General features: G+C 42.3%; 23 protein-coding genes. 18 read left to right on the top strand and 5 right to left on the bottom strand.

All coding sequences use genetic code 11. From position 1 onward, the window contains the following. Positions 1 to 65: 65 nt before the first annotated feature. Complete coding sequence (locus RL70_RS11860; RefSeq protein ID WP_039043615.1) at positions 66 to 404, bottom strand: helix-turn-helix domain-containing protein; 339 nt, start codon at positions 402 to 404, stop codon at positions 66 to 68. 194 nt (positions 405 to 598) lie between these two features. On the opposite strand from RL70_RS11860, the gene RL70_RS11855 reads away from it, so the two are divergent. From RL70_RS11855 to RL70_RS11805, 11 genes are all read left to right on the top strand, one after another. After that, complete coding sequence (locus RL70_RS11855; protein WP_039043614.1) at positions 599 to 1,450, top strand: VOC family protein; 852 nt, start codon at positions 599 to 601, stop codon at positions 1,448 to 1,450. Positions 1,451 to 1,544: 94 nt separating this feature from the next. Then, positions 1,545 to 2,087, top strand: a complete 543-nt coding sequence (locus RL70_RS11850) for an NADPH-dependent FMN reductase (RefSeq protein ID WP_369795227.1) — start codon at positions 1,545 to 1,547, stop codon at positions 2,085 to 2,087. Positions 2,088 to 2,249: 162 nt separating this feature from the next. Then, positions 2,250 to 2,810 (top strand): TetR/AcrR family transcriptional regulator, encoded by a 561-nt coding sequence (locus tag RL70_RS11845; RefSeq protein WP_039043612.1) that lies wholly within the window; start codon positions 2,250 to 2,252, stop codon positions 2,808 to 2,810. Between the two features lie 5 nt (positions 2,811 to 2,815). Then, positions 2,816 to 4,204, top strand: coding sequence for a DHA2 family efflux MFS transporter permease subunit (locus RL70_RS11840; RefSeq protein WP_039043611.1), 1,389 nt, complete (start codon positions 2,816 to 2,818; stop codon positions 4,202 to 4,204). A gap of 263 nt (positions 4,205 to 4,467) precedes the next feature. Then, the gene (locus RL70_RS11835) at positions 4,468 to 5,829 is read left to right on the top strand and encodes an NAD(P)/FAD-dependent oxidoreductase (RefSeq protein WP_039043610.1); all 1,362 of its coding nucleotides are present in this window, start codon (positions 4,468 to 4,470) and stop codon (positions 5,827 to 5,829) included. 384 nt (positions 5,830 to 6,213) lie between these two features. After that, positions 6,214 to 7,230: an ABC transporter substrate-binding protein gene (locus tag RL70_RS11830; protein WP_039043609.1), complete on the top strand. Its 1,017-nt coding sequence runs from the start codon at positions 6,214 to 6,216 to the stop codon at positions 7,228 to 7,230. A 16-nt stretch (positions 7,231 to 7,246) separates the two neighbouring features. Then, positions 7,247 to 8,254, top strand: coding sequence for an iron ABC transporter permease (locus tag RL70_RS11825; protein WP_039043608.1), 1,008 nt, complete (start codon positions 7,247 to 7,249; stop codon positions 8,252 to 8,254). Continuing rightward, the gene (locus tag RL70_RS11820) at positions 8,247 to 9,278 is read left to right on the top strand and encodes an iron ABC transporter permease (RefSeq protein ID WP_039043607.1); all 1,032 of its coding nucleotides are present in this window, start codon (positions 8,247 to 8,249) and stop codon (positions 9,276 to 9,278) included. Before RL70_RS11825 ends, RL70_RS11820 begins: the two co-directional genes overlap by 8 nt. Before the next feature lie 32 nt (positions 9,279 to 9,310). Then, positions 9,311 to 10,153, top strand: coding sequence for an alpha/beta hydrolase (locus tag RL70_RS11815; RefSeq protein WP_052245935.1), 843 nt, complete (start codon positions 9,311 to 9,313; stop codon positions 10,151 to 10,153). 20 nt (positions 10,154 to 10,173) lie between these two features. Beyond that, positions 10,174 to 10,956, top strand: a complete 783-nt coding sequence (locus RL70_RS11810; protein WP_039043606.1) for an ABC transporter ATP-binding protein — start codon at positions 10,174 to 10,176, stop codon at positions 10,954 to 10,956. 161 nt (positions 10,957 to 11,117) lie between these two features. Next, positions 11,118 to 12,176, top strand: a complete 1,059-nt coding sequence (locus RL70_RS11805) for an NAD(P)/FAD-dependent oxidoreductase (protein WP_039043605.1) — start codon at positions 11,118 to 11,120, stop codon at positions 12,174 to 12,176. Positions 12,177 to 12,308: 132 nt separating this feature from the next. Here the strand turns inward: RL70_RS11805 and gndA are convergent, their stop codons facing one another. Genes gndA through zwf form a run of 3 tightly spaced genes read right to left on the bottom strand, consistent with a single transcriptional unit; the run spans position 12,309 to position 16,632 of the window. Next, a complete protein-coding gene (gndA, locus tag RL70_RS11800) occupies positions 12,309 to 13,724 on the bottom strand; it encodes an NADP-dependent phosphogluconate dehydrogenase (RefSeq protein WP_039043604.1) in 1,416 nt (471 codons plus the stop codon). Positions 13,725 to 13,744: 20 nt separating this feature from the next. Then, on the bottom strand, positions 13,745 to 15,094 hold the full coding sequence (locus RL70_RS11795) for a glucose-6-phosphate isomerase (RefSeq protein WP_039043603.1): 1,350 nt from the start codon (positions 15,092 to 15,094) through the stop codon (positions 13,745 to 13,747). A 35-nt stretch (positions 15,095 to 15,129) separates the two neighbouring features. Beyond that, positions 15,130 to 16,632 carry a glucose-6-phosphate dehydrogenase gene (gene zwf / locus RL70_RS11790; protein ID WP_197054116.1) on the bottom strand — a complete coding sequence of 501 codons (1,503 nt, stop codon included), beginning with the start codon at positions 16,630 to 16,632 and terminating at the stop codon, positions 15,130 to 15,132. A 413-nt stretch (positions 16,633 to 17,045) separates the two neighbouring features. Here zwf and hxlA point away from each other — a divergent pair, with 413 nt between their 5' ends. From hxlA to RL70_RS11765, 4 genes are all read left to right on the top strand, one after another. Further along, positions 17,046 to 17,687, top strand: a complete 642-nt coding sequence (gene hxlA / locus RL70_RS11780) for a 3-hexulose-6-phosphate synthase (RefSeq protein WP_039043601.1) — start codon at positions 17,046 to 17,048, stop codon at positions 17,685 to 17,687. Position 17,688: 1 nt separating this feature from the next. Then, positions 17,689 to 18,243, top strand: a complete 555-nt coding sequence (gene hxlB, locus RL70_RS11775) for a 6-phospho-3-hexuloisomerase (RefSeq protein ID WP_039043600.1) — start codon at positions 17,689 to 17,691, stop codon at positions 18,241 to 18,243. A 149-nt stretch (positions 18,244 to 18,392) separates the two neighbouring features. Further along, positions 18,393 to 19,010 (top strand): cyclase family protein, encoded by a 618-nt coding sequence (locus RL70_RS11770; RefSeq protein WP_039043599.1) that lies wholly within the window; start codon positions 18,393 to 18,395, stop codon positions 19,008 to 19,010. Between the two features lie 47 nt (positions 19,011 to 19,057). Further along, entirely contained in the window at positions 19,058 to 19,870 is an 813-nt protein-coding gene (locus tag RL70_RS11765; protein WP_039043598.1) for a Cof-type HAD-IIB family hydrolase, read from the top strand. A 62-nt stretch (positions 19,871 to 19,932) separates the two neighbouring features. Here the strand turns inward: RL70_RS11765 and RL70_RS11760 are convergent, their stop codons facing one another. After that, positions 19,933 to 20,919, bottom strand: a complete 987-nt coding sequence (locus tag RL70_RS11760; RefSeq protein WP_039043597.1) for a Gfo/Idh/MocA family protein — start codon at positions 20,917 to 20,919, stop codon at positions 19,933 to 19,935. A 187-nt stretch (positions 20,920 to 21,106) separates the two neighbouring features. On the opposite strand from RL70_RS11760, the gene RL70_RS11755 reads away from it, so the two are divergent. From RL70_RS11755 to RL70_RS11745, 3 genes are all read left to right on the top strand, one after another. Beyond that, entirely contained in the window at positions 21,107 to 21,472 is a 366-nt protein-coding gene (locus RL70_RS11755) for a helix-turn-helix domain-containing protein (RefSeq protein ID WP_039043596.1), read from the top strand. Positions 21,473 to 21,522: 50 nt separating this feature from the next. Then, complete coding sequence (locus tag RL70_RS11750; protein WP_039043595.1) at positions 21,523 to 21,918, top strand: hypothetical protein; 396 nt, start codon at positions 21,523 to 21,525, stop codon at positions 21,916 to 21,918. 178 nt (positions 21,919 to 22,096) lie between these two features. Continuing rightward, a complete protein-coding gene (locus tag RL70_RS11745; RefSeq protein WP_052245934.1) occupies positions 22,097 to 22,459 on the top strand; it encodes a hypothetical protein in 363 nt (120 codons plus the stop codon). Positions 22,460 to 22,499 lie beyond the last annotated feature (40 nt).

Below are 22,499 nucleotides of genomic sequence, written 5' to 3'. Positions count from 1 at the left end.
AAAGTGTAAAGTGATCTTTCCATAAAAAAGAGAGCTTGCTATGTAGCAAGCTCTCTTTGTCAGTTTTAGTCAATTTCGCAGGACCCGTCATCTTCTGAAGATACCCAGATGTGCGACCAGTTTTCGATTTCTTTTAGCACAGGTTCCAAGGAGTGACCTTTTTCGGTTAAGGAATATTCAATGATCACAGGAGTTTCAGGGAATACTTCCCGTTTAACAACACCTTGGCTTTCCAGATCCTTCAAACGATCTGACAAGACTTTGCCGCTAATTCCAACAGCTGACTGAATCTCGCTAAACCGTTGAGTCCCTGTTAGAAGTTGGTAGATTACCAAACCCGTCCATCTTTGACTAAGGAGTGAGATGGCTTTTTCGAATTTTGGACAAATCGTGGATTGTTTCATGGGATATACACCTCTTTCCATATAGTATACCATAGAAAACACAGAAATTACAAAGTGAAATTAAAGTACTTGACGATATTTGATTCCTTATGTATAGTTGGTTACATAAGGTAATCAACTTATAAAAAAGTAATGTTGCATCGATTGTAATGACAATCAAATGCTTCTTATTCGAGAAAGAGAGGAGGGGAATGATGAGTTTCCATACGAAACCTACAACATTTGTTGGTCATGTCCAAATTAAAGTGGAAAACTTGGAGCGGGCGAAATCCTTCTACCAAGACATTCTTGGTTTCGGTATCCTAGAGCAAACTCCTTCGTCCGTAAAGCTTACTGCGGATGGGAAGACTAGCATTTTGTCATTGGAGCAACCGGACAATGTTGTACCCAAGCAGGGTAAAACTACGGGGTTGTATCATTTTGCGATTTTATTACCGGAGAGAGCAGATTTGGCGAATCTCGTGATTCATTTATCCAAACAAGGTATTCCATTAGCATCTTCCGATCACCTTGTCAGTGAAGCGCTGTATCTTAATGACTTAGATGGAAATGGAATTGAAATCTATATTGACCGTTCTCCTTCTGAGTGGGTTTGGCAAGAGGAAGAAGTAGCGATGACCGTAGATCCTCTTGATTTTGAAAACTTGCTGGCAATATCGAGCTCTGACTCGGCATGGCGAGGAATGCCGGAGGGAACGGTAATGGGACACATCCATTTACATGTTTCTGAATTGGTGAAAACAGAAGAGTTCTATGTGAAGGGCTTGGGACTTGATGTCGTCAACCGTTTCGGTAAGCAGGCATTGTTCCTCTCTTCAGGAAAATACCACCACCATATAGGAGTCAACATTTGGAATGGGCAAGGAGCACCGCGACCGACTCAAAACAGTGTAGGTCTACAATCTTTTACACTCGTATTGCCTGATGGAGCTACGCGTATACAAGTCATTGAAGATATTAAGCGGATTGGCGGAAGTGTTATAGAAGAAGGCCATCACTATATCACATCCGATCCTTCAGGAAATCGAATCCTTCTAGAAGTATAAGTAGGTCGCTTTACAAAAGAAAGAATAGGTTGGTGTCAATTAAATGAGTATTTTCACAAAAATATTTAATAAACAATCCAAGGAGGAAGTTAAAATGAATACAATGAATATCGGAATTATTTTAGGGAGTACACGTGAAGGTCGGGTTAGCCCACAAGTAGGGGAATGGGTAAAAGGAATTGCAGACAAACGTGGAGATGCCAATTATGAAATTATCGATATCGCAGAATTCCAGTTGCCGTTCATGGGAACAACTGATGGAACTGAGCCGGGAATTACAGCTTGGAATGACAAACTTGCTAGCTTGGATGGTTTTGTATTCGTTGTCGCAGAATACAATCATAGTATTTCAGGAGCGTTGAAAAATGCATTGGATCTTGCACGCGAAGCATGGAATAACAAAGCTGCTGGGATTGTAAGTTATGGTTCAACAGGTGGGGCTCGAGCAGCAGAACATTTAAGAGGTATCATGGGAGAACTAATGATTGCAGATGTGCGTACTCATCCAACGCTCTCGCTCTTTACTGATTTTGAAAACGGATCGGTATTGAAGCCACAAGATTTACATTTGGATAATGTGAATTTGATGCTTGACCAAGTCAATGCTTGGAGCGGAGCATTAAAAACACTTAGATAACAATGTTAGGTCCGAAAAATGAAAAAAATTTAGTGAAGCTCTGAGCATCTTGCTTAGAGCTTTTTAGGTTTTCTTCTTTTTTAAAAAAACACTTACACCATCTGTGAAAGTTCTGCTATAGTAAAACAGACCGGTTGGTATGCTGGAGGAAGGAAGAGGAATATGGACACGAAAACACGGATGATTGAAACGGCGACAAAGCTTTTTCAGCAGAGAGGCTACAAAGCTGTAGGGCTGAACGAACTGCTGCAAGCATGCGGGATAACAAAGGGAGCACTTTATCACCATTTTCCGGGAGGTAAGGAAGAGTTACTCATCGCGTGTTTGCAATCGCTTAACGAGACGCTAACTATGGATATTGAATCGCTATTTAACAGAGCTACTTCTACAGAAGCTGCAGTCCGTGCAGTTATTGGTGAGATGATAAAGGATTTGGATCGAGACGGAACGATTGCCGGCTATACGTTTAGTAGCATCGTTAGTGAGATGTCTCTTCTTAGTGAACCCGCTCGTGATGCTTGCAGAGCGCTATATGAAAAAATCCAGTCTATTTTCTATGCGAAATTAGTCGAAGACGGTTTTACAAGTGATCGGGCGTCCTCAATATCTTTGTTCTTAACGGCATCCATAGAAGGCGGGCTACTCTTGTGTCGTGCACAAAATTCTTCTATCCCTTTACAAACGATATCGAACGTCTTACCTGAATTGATGAAGGAGTTTTAAAAAGTATGATGAAGGAACGAGAAATTAAAAGAGGATATATCATGTTGGCATTGTTCACGGCGGGTTTTGTTGGGTTGTTCAGTGAGACTGCCTTAAACATTGCGCTAGGCGAACTCAGCCACATTTTTCAAGTTAGTACAACCGCAATACAATGGCTTGCTACAGGTTATTTCTTAACGCTCGGAATTCTTGTTCCGATTACAGGGAATCTGATGCAAAAGTTTACGACACGTCAGTTGTTCATCGCATCTCTGACTTTGTCGATTATAGGTACCATTACTGCGGCAATGGCGCCTGTCTTTAGTGTGCTGATCATCGCACGTGTCATTCAGGCGGCGGGACTTGCGATCGTGTTACCGTTAACGCAAAATGTGATTTTTACGATTTATGCACCGAACGAACGAGGGGGCGCCATGGGAATAATGGGTCTTGTAATTCTTGCTGGACCCACACTCGGACCGACCGTTGCAGGGCTGATTCTGGACACTCTCTCATGGCATTGGATTTTTGGGGTTACGTTACCCTTCTTAGTATTCTCTTTACTATTCGGGTACATCTTCATCCCGAACTTAAATGAAGTACGGAACACCCGAATCGACAGTCTATCTGTCATACTGTCTACGCTTGGTTTCGGGGGGCTAGTGTACGGATTTAGTAGTAGTGGTGATTACGGATGGGGAAGTATGCCGGTAATTGGAACAATCGTCCTCGGACTCATTGCGCTCTTCTTATTCGTTGTCCGACAGACGAAGCTTGAGTCACCTATGCTTAACTTACACGTTTTCAAACATCCGCAATTTGTGTTGGGATTCACAATGAACAGCATTACATTCTTCAGTATGCTTTCCATGCTCGTTGTTTTACCGATGTACATGCAAGTAGCGCTCATCGTTTCAGCCTTTGCAACTGGACTGGTTTTGCTTCCAGGCAGCCTGCTGAATTGTATTCTTGCTCCTCCGATTGGACGCTTATTTGATCGGTTTGGTCCGCGGGCGATCATTACACCAGGAACCCTGCTTGTTGTGGTGGGATATGCCCTCTATACACAGTATGGAACAGAAACCGCTTTGTGGATGATGGTTGTTACACATATAGTGATGATGCTTGGCGTAGGGATGACCATTGGAGCCGTTCAGACGAATACGCTGAATGCATTGCCGAAAAGGCTCTATCCAGATGGTATTGCTGTTACCCAGACATCGCAGCAAGTATCGGGAGCTGTCGGAATTGCTATTATGATTTCAATCCTAACTGCTAAACAAGGAGTAGCTTTAGCGGAGGGAGCAACCATGATGGCAGCTACAGCGGCGGGTACTTCTATGGTATTTACGTTCAGTTTAGTACTGGCTGTCATTAATGTTGTGCTGTCTCTCTTCTTGAAGAAAACACAATAAGAGGTGTACAGCCATCGAATTGAATGGTTTATAAAAGCTGGTTCTGCCATTTAGGTGGAATCAGCTTTTATTGCGTCAATCATCTTTCATAGACTAATAATTAAATAAGATTAGAACACTTAAACCTGGGTAAATTAAGTAGTATCACTCACTTGTGTAACGTTAACTTTTGGTTGAAGGTGGATATCAGCCCTCAATATATGATGGCTAAGTAGCCTGGACAGCCTTTGTTTACGCATGCAAGGAAAAGGAGGAAACCCAGTTTGAAGAAAAACTATGATTTGATTGTAATCGGTACAGGAACAGCAGGTTCTAGTACTGCTCAAGCTTGTAAAAAAGCTGGTTGGACTGTTGCCATTATTGATAGACGTACATATGGTGGTACATGTCCCCAACGTGGATGTGACCCGAAAAAAGTGTTGGTAGGCGCAGCGGAATGGATGGATTGGAAGGAGAGAATGGCAGGAAAAGGACTCTCGGGAGATGCACGTATCGATTGGGAAGACTTGATGGCGTTTAAGAAAACGTTCACGGAGCCGATTCCTGAAAACACCGAAAAAAAATTTAAGGAGCTCGGGATTGATGGTTATCATGGAGAGGCGAAGTTTGAATCCGATACGCAAATCCGAGTAGGAGATGATGTGATTACTGGGAAGAAAATCGTCATTGCAACAGGTGCACAGCCAGTGAAATTAGGACTAGATGGTGAGGACTTAATGATTCACAGCGATGACTTCCTCGACCTTGAAGAATTGCCGAAGAAAATCATCTTTGCAGGTGGAGGCTACATTTCAATGGAATTTGCGCATCTCGCTGCACGTGTCGGTGCGGAAGTTGAAGTCATCCATGGTGGAGAACGACCTCTTGAACAATTTGATCCAGATTTAGTCGATCTTCTTGTAAAACGTTCTGAACAGGTCGGCATTAAAATCCACCTAAATACGCGCGTTAAGTCTGTAGAAAAGAACGGAAAAACGTTTACAGTAACGGCTGAAAAAGACGGTGAAAAGCAAACATTTACAGGAGATTTAGTTGTCCATGGTTTGGGGCGTGCACCTGCACTCGATATCGATCCTGAAAAAGGACATGTTAATCTTGGTGATAAGGGTGGCGTTCAGGTCAATGAATACCTGCAAAGTGTGAGCAACCCTAATGTATACGCTGCCGGGGACGCTGCTGAGACATCAGCACCGCCGCTTACTCCCATTTCTTCAAAGGACTCAGCTGCAGTCATCCAAAACTTACTCCATGGCAACCACACGCCAATTGTCTATCCAGTTGTGCCGTCTGTTGCGTTCACTGTCCCGAAAATCGGTTCGGTCGGTATGACAGAAGAGGAAGCTAAAAAATCTAACCAAAAAACCAAAGTGACGTACCAGGAAATAACAGATTGGTTTACGTTTAAACGGACGAACGAACAAGCCGCTGCATTCAAACTCATTACGAATGCTGAGAGAGGAACCGTTCTGGGTGCGCATTTTTTAGGCGACAATGCTGATGATCTCATTAATCATTTCTCTACAGCCATTCGTCTTAAGCTGACGTTCGAAGAAATGAAGAAGACGATTTTTGCTTATCCTACAGGAGCATCCGATATTGGTTCCATGCTCAATGAAGTTAATTAAAGCACCCCCCTCATCTTTAAGCATTTGTACAAAAGAGCATTGCTACTTAGCAGTGCTTTTTTGCATTCATCGCAATATGCAATTATAGGAATCATTCCAGTCTTGCTGGATGATAAGAGTAAAAGTAGCATCAAACAATGAAGTAGGGTAAGTGAAGAAAAATAAAGAAAACTGGGAAATGAAATTCAGAAAACCTTTAGTTGAGATCAAACCCTCAAACTGAAGGTTTTTAATTTATCTTGCTAAAACAATATTCATGCCGAATATTGTTTGAAAATTTAGCTTGTAACTGTAAACTGCCTCTGCTATATTATTAATGATAATGATAATCGTTATCAATTGACTAGGCCTAGTTGAATAACATACGTAAGGAGAGAATGTTAGATGAACAAAAAATATTGGCTAATGGCAGTGAGTGCACTGTTAGCATTGAGTTTAAGTGCTTGCTCAGAAAAAGATGATAATGAGGCTGCAGGCGATAAAGAAAAAGCAAATGCTGAAGAAGTGAGCACTGATGCAAGTGATACTGATAAAGAAGATGCAGCTGATGAGAACGCGACAGAACAAACGATAACGTATTTGGGTGAAGACTATGTATTACCCGCAAAAGTGGATAACATTGTTGCAGCAAGTCTGGAGTCAATGGAAGACGCAACGATTCTCGGCGTGAAACCGGTTGGTGTATTAGCAATAGGTGACGCAATCCCTGAATACTTGGCAAGGGACCTTGAAGGAGCTTCACTCGTTGGTGATAAATTCGCGCCAAATAACGAAGCTATCTTAGCTCTCGATCCCGATGTCATTCTAGGCTCATCAAAACATGGTGAAGATGTAGTTGCAGCTATGAATAAAATTCAAACGATGATTCCTTACTCTCACTTGTCTGAGAACTGGGAAGAAAACTTACAGCTGTTAGGAAAACTCACAGGTAAGGAATCCAAAGCGGACGAAATTATCGGCGATTACAATGCTAAAGCTGCAGAAGCAAAAGATAAAATAGGAGATTCGTTGAAAGACAAAACTGTTTTAGTACTACGTATCCGTCAGGGAAGTATGGCTGTATATTCCGAAGATGTGTACTTAAACTCGGTAGTCTATAAAGACTTAGGATTGGAAGTACCTGAAATTGTAACTAACACAAAAGGCCAAGGAGAGTTAGCACTTGAAACGTTGGCAGATATCAATCCAGACTACATCTTCTTACAGTTTGATGATAGTGAGAATGCAGATAACTTAACTGCAAAGGATGATTTACTCGCGAATCCTATCTTTAAGAGCATTACGGCTGCCAAAGAAGACCACGTATTTGTGAATACAATCGCTCCGCTCGCTCAAGGTGGAACAGCATGGTCTAAAGTTAGATTCTTAGATGCTGCTATTGAAAATCTAGTAAGTGAGTAAGGTGTGATCAAATAAAATGAAAAAGACAAATTGGATAGCGATTAGTATTTTATCCGTTTCTCCACTATTCATAGTACTAGCCATTGTCTTATCCGTTTTATATGGCGTAAAAGATATAACTACACTCACGATATGGCAAGCGATTACGCAATTTGATGCGGATAATGTAGACCACAACATTATCATGACATCGCGATTACCACGCGTAATCGCTGCTTTGTTTGTAGGAGCATTTTTGGCGGTTTCGGGTGCAATCATGCAAGGGATTACCCGGAACTATCTCGCCTCTCCATCCCTCATGGGTGTAAATGACGGATCGACATTTGCTATAACTATCGCAATCGTATTTTTCCCCGGCTTATCAAACTACCAAATGATTTTCTTATCCATGCTTGGTTCGGCCATTGGAGCTGGTATTGTATTTGGTTTTGGCATGCTGATCCGAGATGGTTTGTCGCCAGTTCGATTGGCAATTATCGGTACAGTTATTGGTTCTTTTTTAAGTAGTGTAGCTGCAGCGATTGCTATGCGTTTTCAAGTCTCCCAGAGTATCAGTTTCTGGTATAACTCCAAAATACATAAAGTGGATCCGAGCATGCTCATGATGGCCATTCCTTTTGGTGTGTTAGGGCTACTATTGGCAATTAGTGTGGCTAAGTCAGTAACAATTGCCTCTCTTGGTGAAGAAATTGCTGTCAATTTAGGACAACGAACTAAATGGGTGAAATTAATTAGCATGCTGTCTGTTGTGATATTGACGGGTACAGCTGTTGCATTGGTCGGGAAAATTGGATTTATTGGCTTGATCATCCCACATATGACAAGATTCATTGTTGGTGTGGATTATCGCTATGTCATTCCCTGTGCGGCCGTTATTGGGGCTGTATTTTTAGCATTGAGTGACGTAATCAGCCGGTATATTAACTTTCCTTTTGAAACGCCAGTCGGTGTCGTCACCGCCATTATCGGCGTTCCAGTCTTCCTTTACTTAATACGTACAAGAGGAGGAGAACAGCGTGACTAAAAAGGCCTTCTCCCGTTTTACTCTCATGATGTCTATCTTTATCGTGCTCACCTTCGTGGCTTTCTATCTCCATGTTACAAACGGCATTTTTGACATGTCTGTTTGGGATGTTTGCAAGACAATTTTACGCATAAATCCGAACGAGAAGTATGACTTAGTTATTTTTCAATTTCGCTTACCGCGTATTGTCATTGCAGGATTGGTGGGAATTGGTCTAGGGATTGCTGGAACTGTGATTCAAGGGGTTACCAAAAATGGCTTGGCAGATCCCGGTATATTGGGCATCAATGCCGGAGCGGGTGCTTCTATCGTGATCTTTATGTATTTTTTCCAGCTGTCATCCATTACTTCTACACAATCCAGTTTCTCTTCCATCCTAATGATGCCGATTTTCGGATTTGTAGGAGGCGCGCTCGCTGCAACACTGATCTATTTGTTCTCCTGGCGCAACGGTGTACTGGATATGCAACGACTGATTCTGTCCGGAATCGCAATTAGCAGTGGGTTTGGTGCGTTGTCGCTTTATATTTCACTTAAGATGAATGCACAAGACTATGAAATGGCTGCTGTTTGGATTTCAGGAAGTATTTACAATGCCAATTGGACATTTGTCGCTTCGATGTTGCCATGGATCGTCATTTTAGGGGCTATCATTTATAAAAAAAGTCCGTTATTGGATTACTTCCAATTAGAAGAGTCAACCGCCAAAAGCCTAGGTATTAAAGTAGAAAAGGAAAAATCGATTCTATTGTTAAGCAGTATCGGCCTAGTAAGTGCTTGTGTTTCCGTTTCAGGTGGCATCGGGTTCATTGGCTTAATGGCTCCTCACATTGCAAAGCAACTCGTAGGCATACAGCACAAATATGTGTTGCCGATGAGTGCAGTCATTGGAATGTTCTTACTTATTATTTCGGATTACATTGCAAAAACAGTGTTTGCTCCTTCTGAATTATCCGTTGGGATTGTTGTTTCCATTATCGGAATTCCTTACTTTTTATATTTGCTCGTGAAATTGAAAGTATAAAGGTTTTCATACAAAGAAAAGAGGGCTCATAAATGAGAGAAAAAGTAACATTAGACCACACGGAATATTGGAAGTTGCACTCAAAGGTGATGAAGTATGTATTTGATATTAAAGTATCCATTCCAAGTGTTGAGCCTCCTATAGAGGGATTCCCTATTATTTATATGTTGGATGGAAATTCGCACTTCCAATACGGACGAGACGTTGTTCGATTACAGTCCAGAAATGCACCGAAGACCTTTGTTTCTCCTGCAATTGTCGTGGGAATTGGTCATCATGGAACTGACAAAGAAGTCTCTAAACAAAGATTTCACGACTTCACACCTTATGCTGAGCACTATAGTTATCCGGATCGTTTGAAGGAGAAGGGTGTTGAGCTAGGGCCGCATGGTGGGGCAGATATGCTCCTTGACTTTATCGGGCAAGAACTGATGCCTGAAATTTCACGAAGATATGCAGTCAATCCAGGATGTCAAACCTTATTTGGTCACTCATTGGGTGGGCTATTTGTACTCTACACATTGTTTACCCGCTCACAACTATTCACAACTTACTTAGCTTGTAGCCCGTCGATTTGGTGGAATGATCATGAAATCCTCCATTATGAAAATGAATTTCACGAAAAGACTTCGTTGGATACATTTAAAAACTTGTTCGTTATTGTGGGTGGAGAAGAAGGCTTCATGGTGGACGATGCAAAAGAATTAGTTTCCAATATGGATTCGAAAAAAGTAGACTCCTTGAAAACAGCGTTTTATATCGCGCCAGAAGAAAATCATGGTTCTGTGGTGCCGACAATTATGAGCAGAGCAATACGTTTCAGTAATGGAGTTATCCCGAACTCAGAAGTCCCAACTAGACAGACGCAGAGATAAAGACGAAAGGACGATGAAGGATGCAAGAGTTAATCGTGGATCGTGCAGCTATTGGTTATTCCAATGCACTTATTATTGAAGAGCTAAGCCTTTCCATTCCTAAAAACAAAATCACGACGATAATAGGTCCGAATGGCTGCGGAAAATCGACGTTACTGAAAGCCATCGCTAGAATACTGAAAATGAAAAGCGGTGCAGTATATCTAGATGGAAATGCAATTCATCGTCTAGATACTAAAGAAGTTGCGAAAAAGATGGCAATTCTCCCGCAAACCGCAAATGCACCTGGGGGTTTAAAAGTCTACGAGCTTGTTTCATATGGTCGGTTTCCACATCAAAAGAGATTAGGTGCACTTAAAAAAGAAGATTACGCGGCGATTGATCGGGCCATAGAGGTAACAGGATTAAACGAATTTAAAAATCGACCCATTGAGGCATTATCTGGAGGTCAGCGACAAAGAGTTTGGATTGCTATGGCACTTGCTCAAGAAACAGAAATTTTAGTGTTAGATGAACCTACGACTTACTTGGATATGGCTCACCAACTCGATATATTACTTCTGTTAAAGCGTCTCAATGAGGAGGAAGGACGAACAATTATCATGGTTCTCCATGATCTTAATCACGCATCTAGATTTTCTGATTATATGATTGCGATGAAAGGCGGAGAGCTAATAACAGAAGGCACACCTGCTGATGTGATGACGTGCTTGAATTTACAACAAGTATTTAATATCGATGCAAGTATTGTGAAATGTCCTTTCAGTGAGAATCCGATCTGTTTATCGTATCAGCTTTGTTAGGAGCGTTAGTTTTTATCTGTCGGAATATTGTTGCAAAAGGTTTTTGTATCATTTATACTGAATTTAATTGAGAATTATTCTCATTTAAAGGAACAAGCCGTTGACTTATAATCTGTAGATGTCGAGATTCTATTTACTACATCTTAAAAGGGGAGTACAGGATGAACTCAGAAGAGCTATTTGATGTGACGATTATTGGCGGTGGTCCTGCAGGTTTGTTTTCCGCATTCTACAGTGGGTTGCGTGAACTGAAAACGAAAATTATCGAGTACCAGCCATATTTGGGAGGGAAAGTTCACGTGTATCCTGAAAAGATGATTTGGGATATCGGAGGACTTACACCAGTTACTGGAGAACAACTCATTCAACAGACGATTCAGCAAGGACTCACCTTTAAACCGGAAGTATTCATGGGTGAAAAAGTGACATCCGTTAATAAGAGGGAAGATGGAATCTTTGTTATTCAGACTGCGAGCCAACATGAGCATTTTTCAAAAACAGTTATTCTGGCTGTTGGTGGAGGAATTTTAAAGCCGCAGCGTTTACCAATTGAAGGTGCCGAACGATTTGAAGTTTCCAATCTGCACTATACCGTCAAATCGCTTGCTCGCTTTAGAGGAAAGACTGTCCTGATTTCAGGTGGAGGGAACGCGGCGGTCGATTGGGCGAATGAGTTAGAGCCGATTGCGAAGAAAGTGTACTTAACCTATCGTAAGGAAATTTTAAAAGGTCATGAAGCGGAAGTTTCTCGCCTATTCAATAGTTCAGTAGACTGCCTACTAAATACGACAATTGAAAAACTAATTGCTGCAGAAGATCACGAAACGATTGAAAAAGTGGAACTGCATTCCGTGGAAGATGGAAGCCGCATTGAATTGGAAGTGGATGAAGTGATTATTAACCACGGATATGAAAGGGACAAAGAGTTAACTACAAACAGTGGGCTAGCGATCGAAATGGAAGACCAATACGGTGTGAAGGGGACACCGATGAGCGAAACGTCAGTCCCTGGACTTTTCGCAGCGGGGGACATTTTAAGGTACGAAGGGAAGCTCCATTTGATTGCAGGCGCTTTTCAAGATGCTGCAAACGCAGTGAACAAAGCGAAACAATATATTACACCAGACGCGTATGGGCATGGAATGGTGTCATCACACAACGATATATTTAAAGAAAGAAACCGAGAAATGGTGAAGCATCTGTATACTGTGAAGAGTTAAACGTTTAACTGTCTTGGCAATCAAAAACACCAGTATTCCTATTCAGGATACTGGTGTTTTGCTATTCAAAAAGCGTATTTAATTAGATTGGTTTGGTAACTTGGAGCCTTCTCTTCAGTCTATGGAACTGTGTTATTTCTTCGACCAATCCGTATGGAATGATCCATCCTTGTCTACCCGCTCATACGTATGTGCTCCGAAATAATCGCGCTGTGCCTGGATTAGATTAGCTGGGAGTGTCGCTGTCCGATAACTATCATAATAAGCAAGAGCGCTAGAGAATGCAGGAGTTGGAATGCCTTGTTGAATCGCAAGGCCGAGTACTTCACGAAGTGCTGACTGATAGTCGCCAACAATTTTCGTGAAATAAGGGTCTACCAATAAGTTCGGCAACTCTGGATTGTGATCGAATGCGTCTTTAATGTTTTGGAGGAACTGAGCGCGGATAATGCAGCCTCCGCGGAAAATCATTGCAACTTCGCCGTACGGAATGTCCCACCCGTATTGTTCAGACGCGGCACGCATTTGAGCAAATCCTTGTGCATACGAACAAATCTTACTCATATACAATGCTTTACGAATCGCTTCAATCAGCGCTTTACGATCTCCTGTAAACGATTCTACTTCTGGCCCTGTCAGTAATTGACTCGCAGCGACACGCTCTTCTTTTATAGAAGAGATGAACCGTGCAAAGACGGACTCCGTTACGATTGGAAGTGAGATTCCTAGATCCAATGCATTTTGACTTGTCCACTTACCCGTTCCTTTTTGACCGGCTTTATCTAAAATCTGATCGAGTAGCGGGTTACCCGTCTCTTCATCCATTTTCTCGAAAATCTCAGAAGTGATCTCAATCAGGTAACTATTTAGTTCACCCGTATTCCACTCTGAAAATGTGTCATGCAATTCTTTAGGTGTCATACCGAGAGCATGTTTCATGATGAAGTACGCTTCTGAAATAAGTTGCATATCGCCATATTCGATGCCGTTATGGACCATTTTCACATAATGTCCAGCCCCTTCAGGACCCATATGGGCACTACATGGAGTGCCATCCACTTTCGCGGAAATGGCATCAAGAATCGGTTTTACTTGGTCATACGCTTCCTTAGGTCCACCTGGCATGAGTGAAGGACCGAACCGCGCGCCTTCTTCGCCACCTGAAACTCCTGTTCCAATGAAATGGATACCAGACGCTTTTAACTCGGCTGTACGTCGATTCGTATCTTCAAAGAATGTGTTGCCTCCATCGATTAAAATATCGCCTGACTCGAGGTGGGGGAGGAGAGATTGGATGACCGAATCCGTCGTCTCTCCGGCTTTAACCATCATCAAGATCTTACGTGGTGTTGCAATGGACCCAACAAACTCATCAAGAGTGGAAGCCCCGATGATATTTTTTCCTTGAGCTTCATTTGCGATGAACTCATCTGTACGGTCTGTCCAGTAGTCATAGACTGCAACAGGGAATCCCTTACTCTCCATGTTCAAGGCCAAGTTCAACCCCATGACCCCAAGACCGATAACACCGATTTGCTGATTGCTCATAGCCATCCTCCGTTCTGGTTTTAGTAGTTTGCGATCTCCGCTATCCGTTCTTCTAGTTGCTTCTTTTCATCTTCAAATCCTTCTTTACCAAGTAGCGCAAACATGTTCTTCTTATACGCTTCAACACCCGGTTGGTCAAACGGATTCACACCAAGTAACGTCCCGCTGATAGCACATGCTTTTTCGAAGAAATAGACGAGCTCACCAAATGTATATTCATTCAACTCATCTAACTCAATTAGCAAATTCGGCACATCCCCATCGATATGTGCAAGTGTCGTACCGAGTGCAGCCTTTTTGTTCACTTCGTCCATCGTTTTCCCTGTTAAGAAATTCAATCCATCAATGTTATTGACGTCATTTTGAATCGTTCGCTCAACGGGGGATTTCTTTATTTGCAACGCTGTTTCGATGAACAACCGACGCCCTTCTTGAACGTATTGACCCATAGAATGCAAGTCCGTCGTGAAGTTTACCGAGGCAGGGAAGAGACCTTTTACGTCTTTACCTTCACTTTCACCGAAAAGTTGTTTCCACCATTCAGCTAGAAAATGTAGACCAGGTTCGTAGGTCACTAATAGCTCAATGGATTTTCCTTTGCTGTTGAATATATTTCGAACCGCAGCATATTGATAACTCCCGTTTGTCGCGAGGTTCGGATCATTGTATTTGTGAAAAGCGGCTTCAGCACCCGCCATCATTTGGTCAATATCAAGACCTGCAACAGCGATTGGAAGAAGTCCGACTGGTGTTAGTACCGAATAACGCCCTCCGATATCTTCAGGAATGACGAAAGTTTCGTAGCCTTCTTCTGTAGCAAGCTTACGAAGTACGCCTTCGTTTTTGTCAGTCGTCACGTAAATTCTCTTACGTGCTTCTTCCTCTCCGTACTTTTTCTCCATGAACTCACGGAAAATGCGGAAAGCTAAGGCAGGTTCAGTCGTTGTCCCTGACTTGGAAATGACATTGATGGATATATCCTTCCCATCCAACACTTGAAGAAGGTGTTCGATGTAAATGGAACTAATATTTTGTCCTGCGAAATACACTTCCGTATTGCCGTCTATCTGGTTATGGAATGTATGGGAGAGTGCTTCAATCGCAGCTTTCGATCCGAGATACGAACCACCGATTCCGATAACGATCAGGGCATCCGATTGTTGTTGAATTCGTGAAGCAGCCATTTTCACCCGCTCGAACTCTTCTTTGTCGTAACTGACGGGCCAATTCACCCATCCAAGATAATCCGATCCAGGACCACGTTGACCGTGGATTTGGTTATGTGCTTGCTTTACAAATTCACTGAAATTATCCATTTCCGTACTTTTCATGAAGGACATTGCGTTTGTATATTCAAATGTAACTGACATGTACTGTATCTCCTTTTATGTGAAAGGCGGTCTAATTACCACCACGTAACGTGATCATTGGCAAGTAACTGTTTTGCTTCTTTAGGTCCTGTGGAGCCAGCGGCATAAGGAACTAATGGTAACCGATTTTCCTCAAATGCTTCCAGCAAAGGCTGAATCCATTGCCAAGACAACTCGACTTCCTTCCAATTGGCAAAGAACGTTGCGTTGCCAAGCATGGCGTCATGTAAAAGCAGTTCGTAAGCTTCTGGCTGATTACTTGAATTCGTGGTGAACGTGATCGTAGAAGGCTTAAATCGATTTGTAGAAGGGTCCTTCATGTTCACTTGTAACGAAATACTTTCATTTGGACTGATTTCAAGAATCAACAGATTTGGAGCAAGACCTTCAGGATGGTAATTTTCTATATCTGACGGACGTTCTTTGAATTCAAATACGATGCGTGTGGATTTTTTATCCAACCGTTTACCGGTTCGAATATAGAAAGGAATACCTGTCCAAAACTCGTTGTCGATAAATAAGCGCGCAGCAATGTACGTATCATTCATGGAAGAATGAGGGACACCAGGTTCTTCGCGATAAGCAGGTACGTCGATTCCAGAAATCTCACCGTTATCGTATTGAGCACGAATGAGATTGTCTTGCAAATCGTCTTGCTGGATTGGCCGAAGTGCTTGCATGATTTCCATCTTTTTCGTACGGATTTCTTCAGGTTGTGCTTTTGTCGGAAGGTGCAGCGCCGTCATCATCACGAGCTGTAACATATGATTTTGGACCATATCACGAATCGCGCCCGCCTTGTCGTAATAAGGAGCTCGTGTCTCTACGCCTACGGTTTCACTCGCTGTAATTTGAACGTTTGAAATAAGTTGGTGATTGAATAACGAATCCAATACAGGATTGACGAGGATCAACGTTTCCAAACTTTGAACCATCGGCTTGCCAAGGTAATGGTCGATTCTATAGATCTCGTCTTCACTAAATGCTGTTGACAACTTGTCATTCAGTTGGCGAGCAGTCGTCAAATCGCTGCCGAATGGTTTCTCTACTATGAGACGTTTCCAACCTGATGTTTGACAGAGCCCACTTGTCGTGAGATTGGCCGAAATTATATCGATCAGACTTGGAGCGACAGACAAATAGAAGAGCCGGTTTTCCGGGAGGTTCAATTCAAGTTCACGTTTTTTAATAAGTCCGTTCAACTTTTCATAAGACGCTGTTTCTGTTGCGTCAAATGTACAGTATCGGAAGGAGGATAGGAATTGTTGTAATCCTTCTTCTTCAACGTTTCCTCTTGAGTATGTCCGTAGTGATTGTTCCACCTTTGTCTGAAAAACATCATCGGTGTAAGGGGTACGACCTAGACCAATAACCGAAAAAGCTTTTGGCATTTTGTTCTCGACATACAAATTATATAATGCAGGGAATAACTTTCGCTTGGCCAAATCACCTGTTGCGCCAAACAAAACAACTGTCATTCCTTGCGTATTTCGTTCACAGTGCTCCTCTGTTTGTGAAGAGAAATTATTGAATTGCATATGTTTCCCCTCCAATGGGTGGAATAGTAATTCCGGTATTTAAAAGTACAACAGTACCTAGTATAAGAGTACCGCGAGAGAAATGTAAGTACGCAGTTTTAAAACATATAGTACAAAAAAGTATACTGTGAACAATGCTGAACACTCTGAACAGAAGCAAACGTTTATAAAATGAAGGTTTTTGCACGAACTTGCACGAACTTTCTTTTTGAAAAATGACGATGATTTTAGTTTTAAAATACAAATCCAAACTAGATCCTCTATATGAAGTTGAAAGAAATCCATCTACATAAATACGATCCGACAGTATACTCCTTGTCAGTATGTGATTTTAAAGTGCGTACTTCTCAAAAGATATCTCTGGATTTACACTGAGTGAGCACTGAAAAAACACATAAAAGGAGAATGAATATATGAAATTACAATTAGCATTAGACCTTGTCGACATCCCAGGAGCAATTGAGGTCGTCAACGAAGTTAGAGAATTTATCGATATCGTCGAAATTGGAACTCCAGTCATTAACAAGGAAGGACTCGCTGCAGTGAAAGAAGTAAAAGCGGCATTTCCTAACTTGGACGTTCTTGCAGACGTGAAAATCATGGACGCAGCAGGATATGAAGTAGGGAACGCATCTGCAGCAGGAGCGGATATTGTTACTATACTTGCTCAAGCAGAAGACTCTTCAATTCGCGGTGCTGTTGAAGAAGCTAAAAAGCTTGGCAAGCAGATCTTAGTCGATATGATCGCTGTAAAAGATATCAAAACGCGTGCTGCTGAGCTTGATCAGTTGGGTGCAGATTACATTTGTGTTCACACAGGATATGATCTCCAAGCAGAAGGAAAAGATTCATTTGCAGATCTCCGTACGATTAAAAGCGTTGTTAAAAATGCGAAAACAGCAATTGCCGGTGGGATTAAGCTAGAAACACTTCCAGAAGTGATTAAAGCTCAACCGGATCTCGTTATTGTCGGTGGCGGAATCACTGGGAAAGAAGATAAGAAAGCAGCAGCGCAACAAATTAAACAGCTGATCCAACAAGGCGCGTTGGTGTAATATGAACGCAACTGCCTACACAAAGGAAATATTGGATGAACTGAAACGCACTTTGTCACTTATGAAAGACGCTGACACTGAAAACTTAGTTGACGCCATTCTTAATGCGAAAAAGATTTTTGTGGCCGGTGGAGGACGTTCTGGTTTTATGGCCAAAGCTTTTGTGATGCGTATGATGCACATCGGTCTTGAAGCGTACGTGGTTGGCGAAACCGTGACCCCTAACTTGGAAGCGGATGACCTTTTCATTGTAGGCTCTGGTTCAGGCGAAACAGGAAGTTTAGTCTCCATGACAGAGAAAGCGCAAAACATTGGTGCGACGATTGCGTCCATCACAACGAATCCGGTTTCAACAATCGGAAAGTTGGCGGATCTTACAATCGAAATCCCTGCACAAGCAAAGGCGGATAGCGCAAGTGGGAAATCCATTCAACCGATGGGATCCTTGTTTGAACAGGCGCTACTGTTGTTTTACGACGCCCTCATTTTGAGTGTGATGGAGAAAAGTGACTCTCACTCAGATATCATGTACGGACGCCATGCGAATTTAGAATAGAAGCGTTGCATAACCTGAGTCCATTTATTATGGTGACTCAGGCTTTTTTTATCCGAAAAGGTGCTACCTCTAGACAGGGCGATGCCGAATGTGCAAGGATGACGGTAGAGATTGAATAGAAACTACTACAGAATGGGTGGTTGGTAATAATGAAAATGTACGACGTGACAAGTTCAATTTACGAAGGAATGACGGTCTATAAAAACAAGCCAGAAAAGCAGCCAGAATTGAAACGGGTGACAAATGGTTATGTGACAGAAACGCGCTTGGAACTGGATGTGCACACAGGCACCCACATTGACGCACCTCTTCATATGGTTGTAGAAGGGGATACATTTGAAACACTTCCGTTAACGAATCTCGTTGGACAATGTAAAGTCATCGATGTAACAAATGTCGAGTCAGGAGTTTCTAAAACAGACTTAGAAGGATTCAACCTTCAGAAGAACGATTTTGTTTTATTGAAAACTAAAAACTCCTTTGAAGAAGACTTTGACTTTGACTTTGTTTTTCTCGCTGCAGACGGAGCAGAGTATCTAGCACAAATCGGTATTCGTGGTATTGGAATAGATGCACTTGGTGTGGAAAGAAGCCAGGAAGGACATCCCACGCACAAAACATTATTTGCGAATGACATCATTATCATCGAAGGACTTCGTTTGAAAGAAGTGGAACAGGGCGAATACTTCATGGTTGCAGCTCCTCTTAAATTAGTCGGAACGGACGCGTCACCAGCAAGGGTGTTATTGTTTGAAGGACTCCAATAAAAAACTGGCAACCCGAGCGATTCGTTAAGCAGTAAAGGAGAAGCTTTATGTATAAATTAGTAGCAATCGACCTAGACGGAACATTGTTGACCGATCAATTGGAGATTACGCCAAACACAATCGCTGCGATTCAACAGGCAATTGAAAATGGAGTAGTCATCACACTCGCAACTGGCCGTATGTTTCCATCAGCAAAAAAGTTCGCCCAACAGCTGAATTTGAATGCCCCGCTTATTACGTATCAAGGCGCAGTCATCAAAGATGTTGAAGAGAAAAAGGTTTGGTTCGAACGACCAGTACCTCCTGAAATCTCAGAAAGACTCATTGAGTTTGCGCAGGAGCATCAGGTACACGTACAAGTGTATCAAGACGATATCGTTTACGTAGCTGAAGATAATAAAGCCATTCAAGCCTACGCAAGAGAAAGCAACGTGCCCTATACAGTTGTCGATGAATTGGGCAGTCTTGCAAAAAGGGGATTTTCGAAAGTTTTGTTCATTGGAGAACCGATGTTTTTAGATCGCTTGCAAGTTGAACTGCACAGGGAATTCGGGTCAGATGCGCATATCGCGAAATCGAAACCTCATTACTTAGAAGTCACAAATCCTGAAGCGAACAAAGGAAATGCGTTGCTTTACTTAGCTGAGCAACTTGGAATCCAGCAGTCTGAAATCATTGGAATCGGGGATAACCATAATGATTTTGAACTCATTACGACAGCCGGTTTAGGTGTAGTCATGGGAAATGGGGTCGAGGCATTGAAAAGTGTCGCTGATTACATTACCAAGACAAACAATGATGAGGGAGTGCTCCATGCACTTGAAAAATTTGTACTAGAACCCGCAACAAAAATTAAATAAATGTCAGTATTCATACGACAAGGCTTGGACTATACGAACAGATAGTCCAAGCCTTGTTTGTGTTAATTTAGATCACTTGGGAATTCCAAATCGATATCTTTCCGGATGGCATCTGCCACTTTCATGGTCGTATACGAATTGAAATAAGTGTTCACGGCTGATTCGGTTTTACCTTGTTCGATCAAATCCACAAACTCTTGCATTTCGTAGTACATCGATGGGTAAGGCATCTGTGCAGTGAGCACTTCGACACTACCATCGTTATACTGAATTTCAACATGTTCAGGAGAAGACACTTTCGTAATTATCATTGTGCCTTTTTCCCCTTGGATCTCCCATGGTAATGCAGAATTTGAAACTTTGGAGTACATCAAAACCGCGTCTTTGTCCTCGTATTTCAACGTAACACTCCCTGAACTATCCACACCGGATTCCAGGAGTGTGCCCGTCGCTTTTACCTCAAGGGGTTCACCGAACAGGGCGATCAAAGGATATAAACAGTAGACTCCTAGGTCCATCAATGCGCCATTCGCAAATTTTGGATTAAACGCATTTAACACGATGCCTTTTTTATATTGATCATATCGGGATGAATATTGACAAAAACTTGCAAAGTATTTTCGAATCGGTCCAAGCTTATGAAGGTTATCTTGGATCACTTTGAAATTTGGAAGGAGTGTAGACTTCATAGCCTCCATTAAAAGTACGTTATGTTTCTTAGCAGTTTCAAACATCTGTTGAACTTCATTTGAATTGGCTGCGAGAGGTTTCTCGCATAATACATGTTTGTCATTTTGTAAGAAAAGAATGGCTTGTTCTGCGTGAAAAGAGTTTGGGGTAGCGATGTACACCGCGTCAATTTTGTCACTACTAGCCATTTCCTCAAGATTCGTAAACTGATGGGGAATTCCATGTTTACTTGCAAACTCTTCTGCGCGTTCACTTGTTCTAGAGTAAACAGCTGAGATGTTTAGTCCATCCACATGTGCCGCTCCACCTAATAATCTTTCTGTAATCCAGTTCGTGCCGACTAACCCGATTCTAACCATCGTTTCACCTCTGTTTTAATTAATGAAATCCCCTCGTTTCCATGAATTCCTTGTACAAACAATAGAATTTACGAACGGGGATAGTTCCATTATAATGTGTACCAGATACAATTCAAACTACGACATTAAAGTATACATAGTGTCGAAAAGTATACTATGGATGATTAGAAGGTTCAGGAGGGATAACGTGCCAAAATTAGGTGAGAAAGATTTTAATTGTGAAAAGGAATTAACGCTATCGATTATCGGGGGCAAGTGGAAAATGTTAGTCCTCTGGCATTTAGGAAGAGAAGGAACAAAGCGCTTTGGTGAATTGAAAAACTTAATGCCGGGGATTACGCAACGTATGCTCGTCAACCAATTGCGCGAACTTGAAGACCATTTAATCGTCCATCGCGAAGTCTATCCAGTCGTTCCGCCAAAAGTGGAGTACTCGCTAACTGAACAAGGAAGAACACTTATGCCGATTTTGGATGCGATGTATGAATGGGGTAAAACCTATATTGCAACCAATTTACAAACCCCAGATGAAGAAGAACAGACCGGAAACTGAGGGGCATATATGAATTGGAACGCGCGTGATTGAGGTGCAACCGCGCGGAAGTGATGTACGTTTCGCGCGCAATCGGTCTAGTACCGCGCGCAAATCGCAGTGTCTCGCGCGTAAAAATCAGAACGCGCGTAAACAAGGAGCAACCGCGCGGAAGCGATGTTCGTACGCGCGCAATCGGTCTAGAATCGCGCGCAAAAAGAGTTGCCCCGCGCGCAAAAATCGGAACGCGCGTAAACGAGATGCAACCGCGCGTAAATGATGTCCGTTCGCTCGCAATCTACCCAGTCCCGCGCGCAAAAAGAGTTGCCCCGCGCGCAAAAATCAGAACGCGCGTAAACAAGAAGCAACCGCGCGGAAGTGATGTACGTCCGCGCGCAATTGGTCCAGTACCGCGTGCAAAAAGAGTTGCCCCGCGCAATCCACATCACTCCGCACACAAACCATAAGTGAAAACTTCATCATATGCAGGTAAAAGAGATTACATATTGGATACGAGAAGGTTAAACAACTAGTCAAAAATGATTAATAAACGACGTTATAGTGAAACTAAAGATCATTTTCATTCGTACCAGTTAGTATAATGGAATGTACTAAAACTCTGCATAGAATTGAGGGGGAGTTCAGATGAATGATCACGAAAAGGACAGCCATGGCGAATTGGGGAAGCCCTTTGAAGAAACGTCGATAAAAGTGGTTTTCAAGAAATTTGGTATTCAAAAAGATGTCTCGCTTATTTTTGGTGAACCAGTTGAAGTCGGTTTGACCAAAGTAATTCCAGTCGCTAAGTTGAAGTATGCAATTGGTGGCGGAGGAGAAAGTGGTGGGGGAGAAGGTGCTGGAGGAAGTTTCTCCGTTAAACCTGTTGGAGTGTATGAAATCACACCAGATCACGTTACTTTCAAATCTACAAACAGTTATCGGAAGGCAGCTACAATTGGTCTGATTGTTACTGGAATAATAGGCATTCTTATCTCGCGTAAGAAATAATAGAAACTACCCCTTGCAATGACTCCATGTTGAGTCGTTG

Source organism: Sporosarcina sp. ZBG7A, from assembly GCF_000813425.1.
In the GTDB taxonomy this organism is placed as follows: Bacteria; Bacillota; Bacilli; order Bacillales_A; family Planococcaceae; genus Sporosarcina.
This window is presented reverse-complemented; position numbering and strand designations above follow the sequence as displayed.

Bases quoted from the DNA above. Each gene is read 5' to 3' on its own strand.
- RL70_RS11860 (WP_039043615.1), bottom strand. From the start codon at position 404: ATGAAACAATCCACGATTTGTCCAAAATTCGAAAAAGCCATCTCACTC.
- gndA (WP_039043604.1), bottom strand. From the start codon at position 13,724: ATGAGCAATCAGCAAATCGGTGTTATCGGTCTTGGGGTCATGGGGTTG.
- zwf (WP_197054116.1), bottom strand. From the start codon at position 16,632: ATGCAATTCAATAATTTCTCTTCACAAACAGAGGAGCACTGTGAACGA.
- RL70_RS11815 (WP_052245935.1), top strand. From the start codon at position 9,311: ATGAGAGAAAAAGTAACATTAGACCACACGGAATATTGGAAGTTGCAC.
- RL70_RS11850 (WP_369795227.1), top strand. From the start codon at position 1,545: ATGAATACAATGAATATCGGAATTATTTTAGGGAGTACACGTGAAGGT.
- RL70_RS11830 (WP_039043609.1), top strand. From the start codon at position 6,214: ATGAACAAAAAATATTGGCTAATGGCAGTGAGTGCACTGTTAGCATTG.
- RL70_RS11745 (WP_052245934.1), top strand. From the start codon at position 22,097: ATGAATGATCACGAAAAGGACAGCCATGGCGAATTGGGGAAGCCCTTT.
- RL70_RS11855 (WP_039043614.1), top strand. From the start codon at position 599: ATGAGTTTCCATACGAAACCTACAACATTTGTTGGTCATGTCCAAATT.
- RL70_RS11760 (WP_039043597.1), bottom strand. From the start codon at position 20,919: ATGGTTAGAATCGGGTTAGTCGGCACGAACTGGATTACAGAAAGATTA.
- RL70_RS11810 (WP_039043606.1), top strand. From the start codon at position 10,174: ATGCAAGAGTTAATCGTGGATCGTGCAGCTATTGGTTATTCCAATGCA.
- RL70_RS11765 (WP_039043598.1), top strand. From the start codon at position 19,058: ATGTATAAATTAGTAGCAATCGACCTAGACGGAACATTGTTGACCGAT.
- RL70_RS11840 (WP_039043611.1), top strand. From the start codon at position 2,816: ATGATGAAGGAACGAGAAATTAAAAGAGGATATATCATGTTGGCATTG.
- RL70_RS11805 (WP_039043605.1), top strand. From the start codon at position 11,118: ATGAACTCAGAAGAGCTATTTGATGTGACGATTATTGGCGGTGGTCCT.
- hxlB (WP_039043600.1), top strand. From the start codon at position 17,689: ATGAACGCAACTGCCTACACAAAGGAAATATTGGATGAACTGAAACGC.
- RL70_RS11795 (WP_039043603.1), bottom strand. From the start codon at position 15,094: ATGTCAGTTACATTTGAATATACAAACGCAATGTCCTTCATGAAAAGT.
- hxlA (WP_039043601.1), top strand. From the start codon at position 17,046: ATGAAATTACAATTAGCATTAGACCTTGTCGACATCCCAGGAGCAATT.
- RL70_RS11825 (WP_039043608.1), top strand. From the start codon at position 7,247: ATGAAAAAGACAAATTGGATAGCGATTAGTATTTTATCCGTTTCTCCA.
- RL70_RS11845 (WP_039043612.1), top strand. From the start codon at position 2,250: ATGGACACGAAAACACGGATGATTGAAACGGCGACAAAGCTTTTTCAG.
- RL70_RS11770 (WP_039043599.1), top strand. From the start codon at position 18,393: ATGAAAATGTACGACGTGACAAGTTCAATTTACGAAGGAATGACGGTC.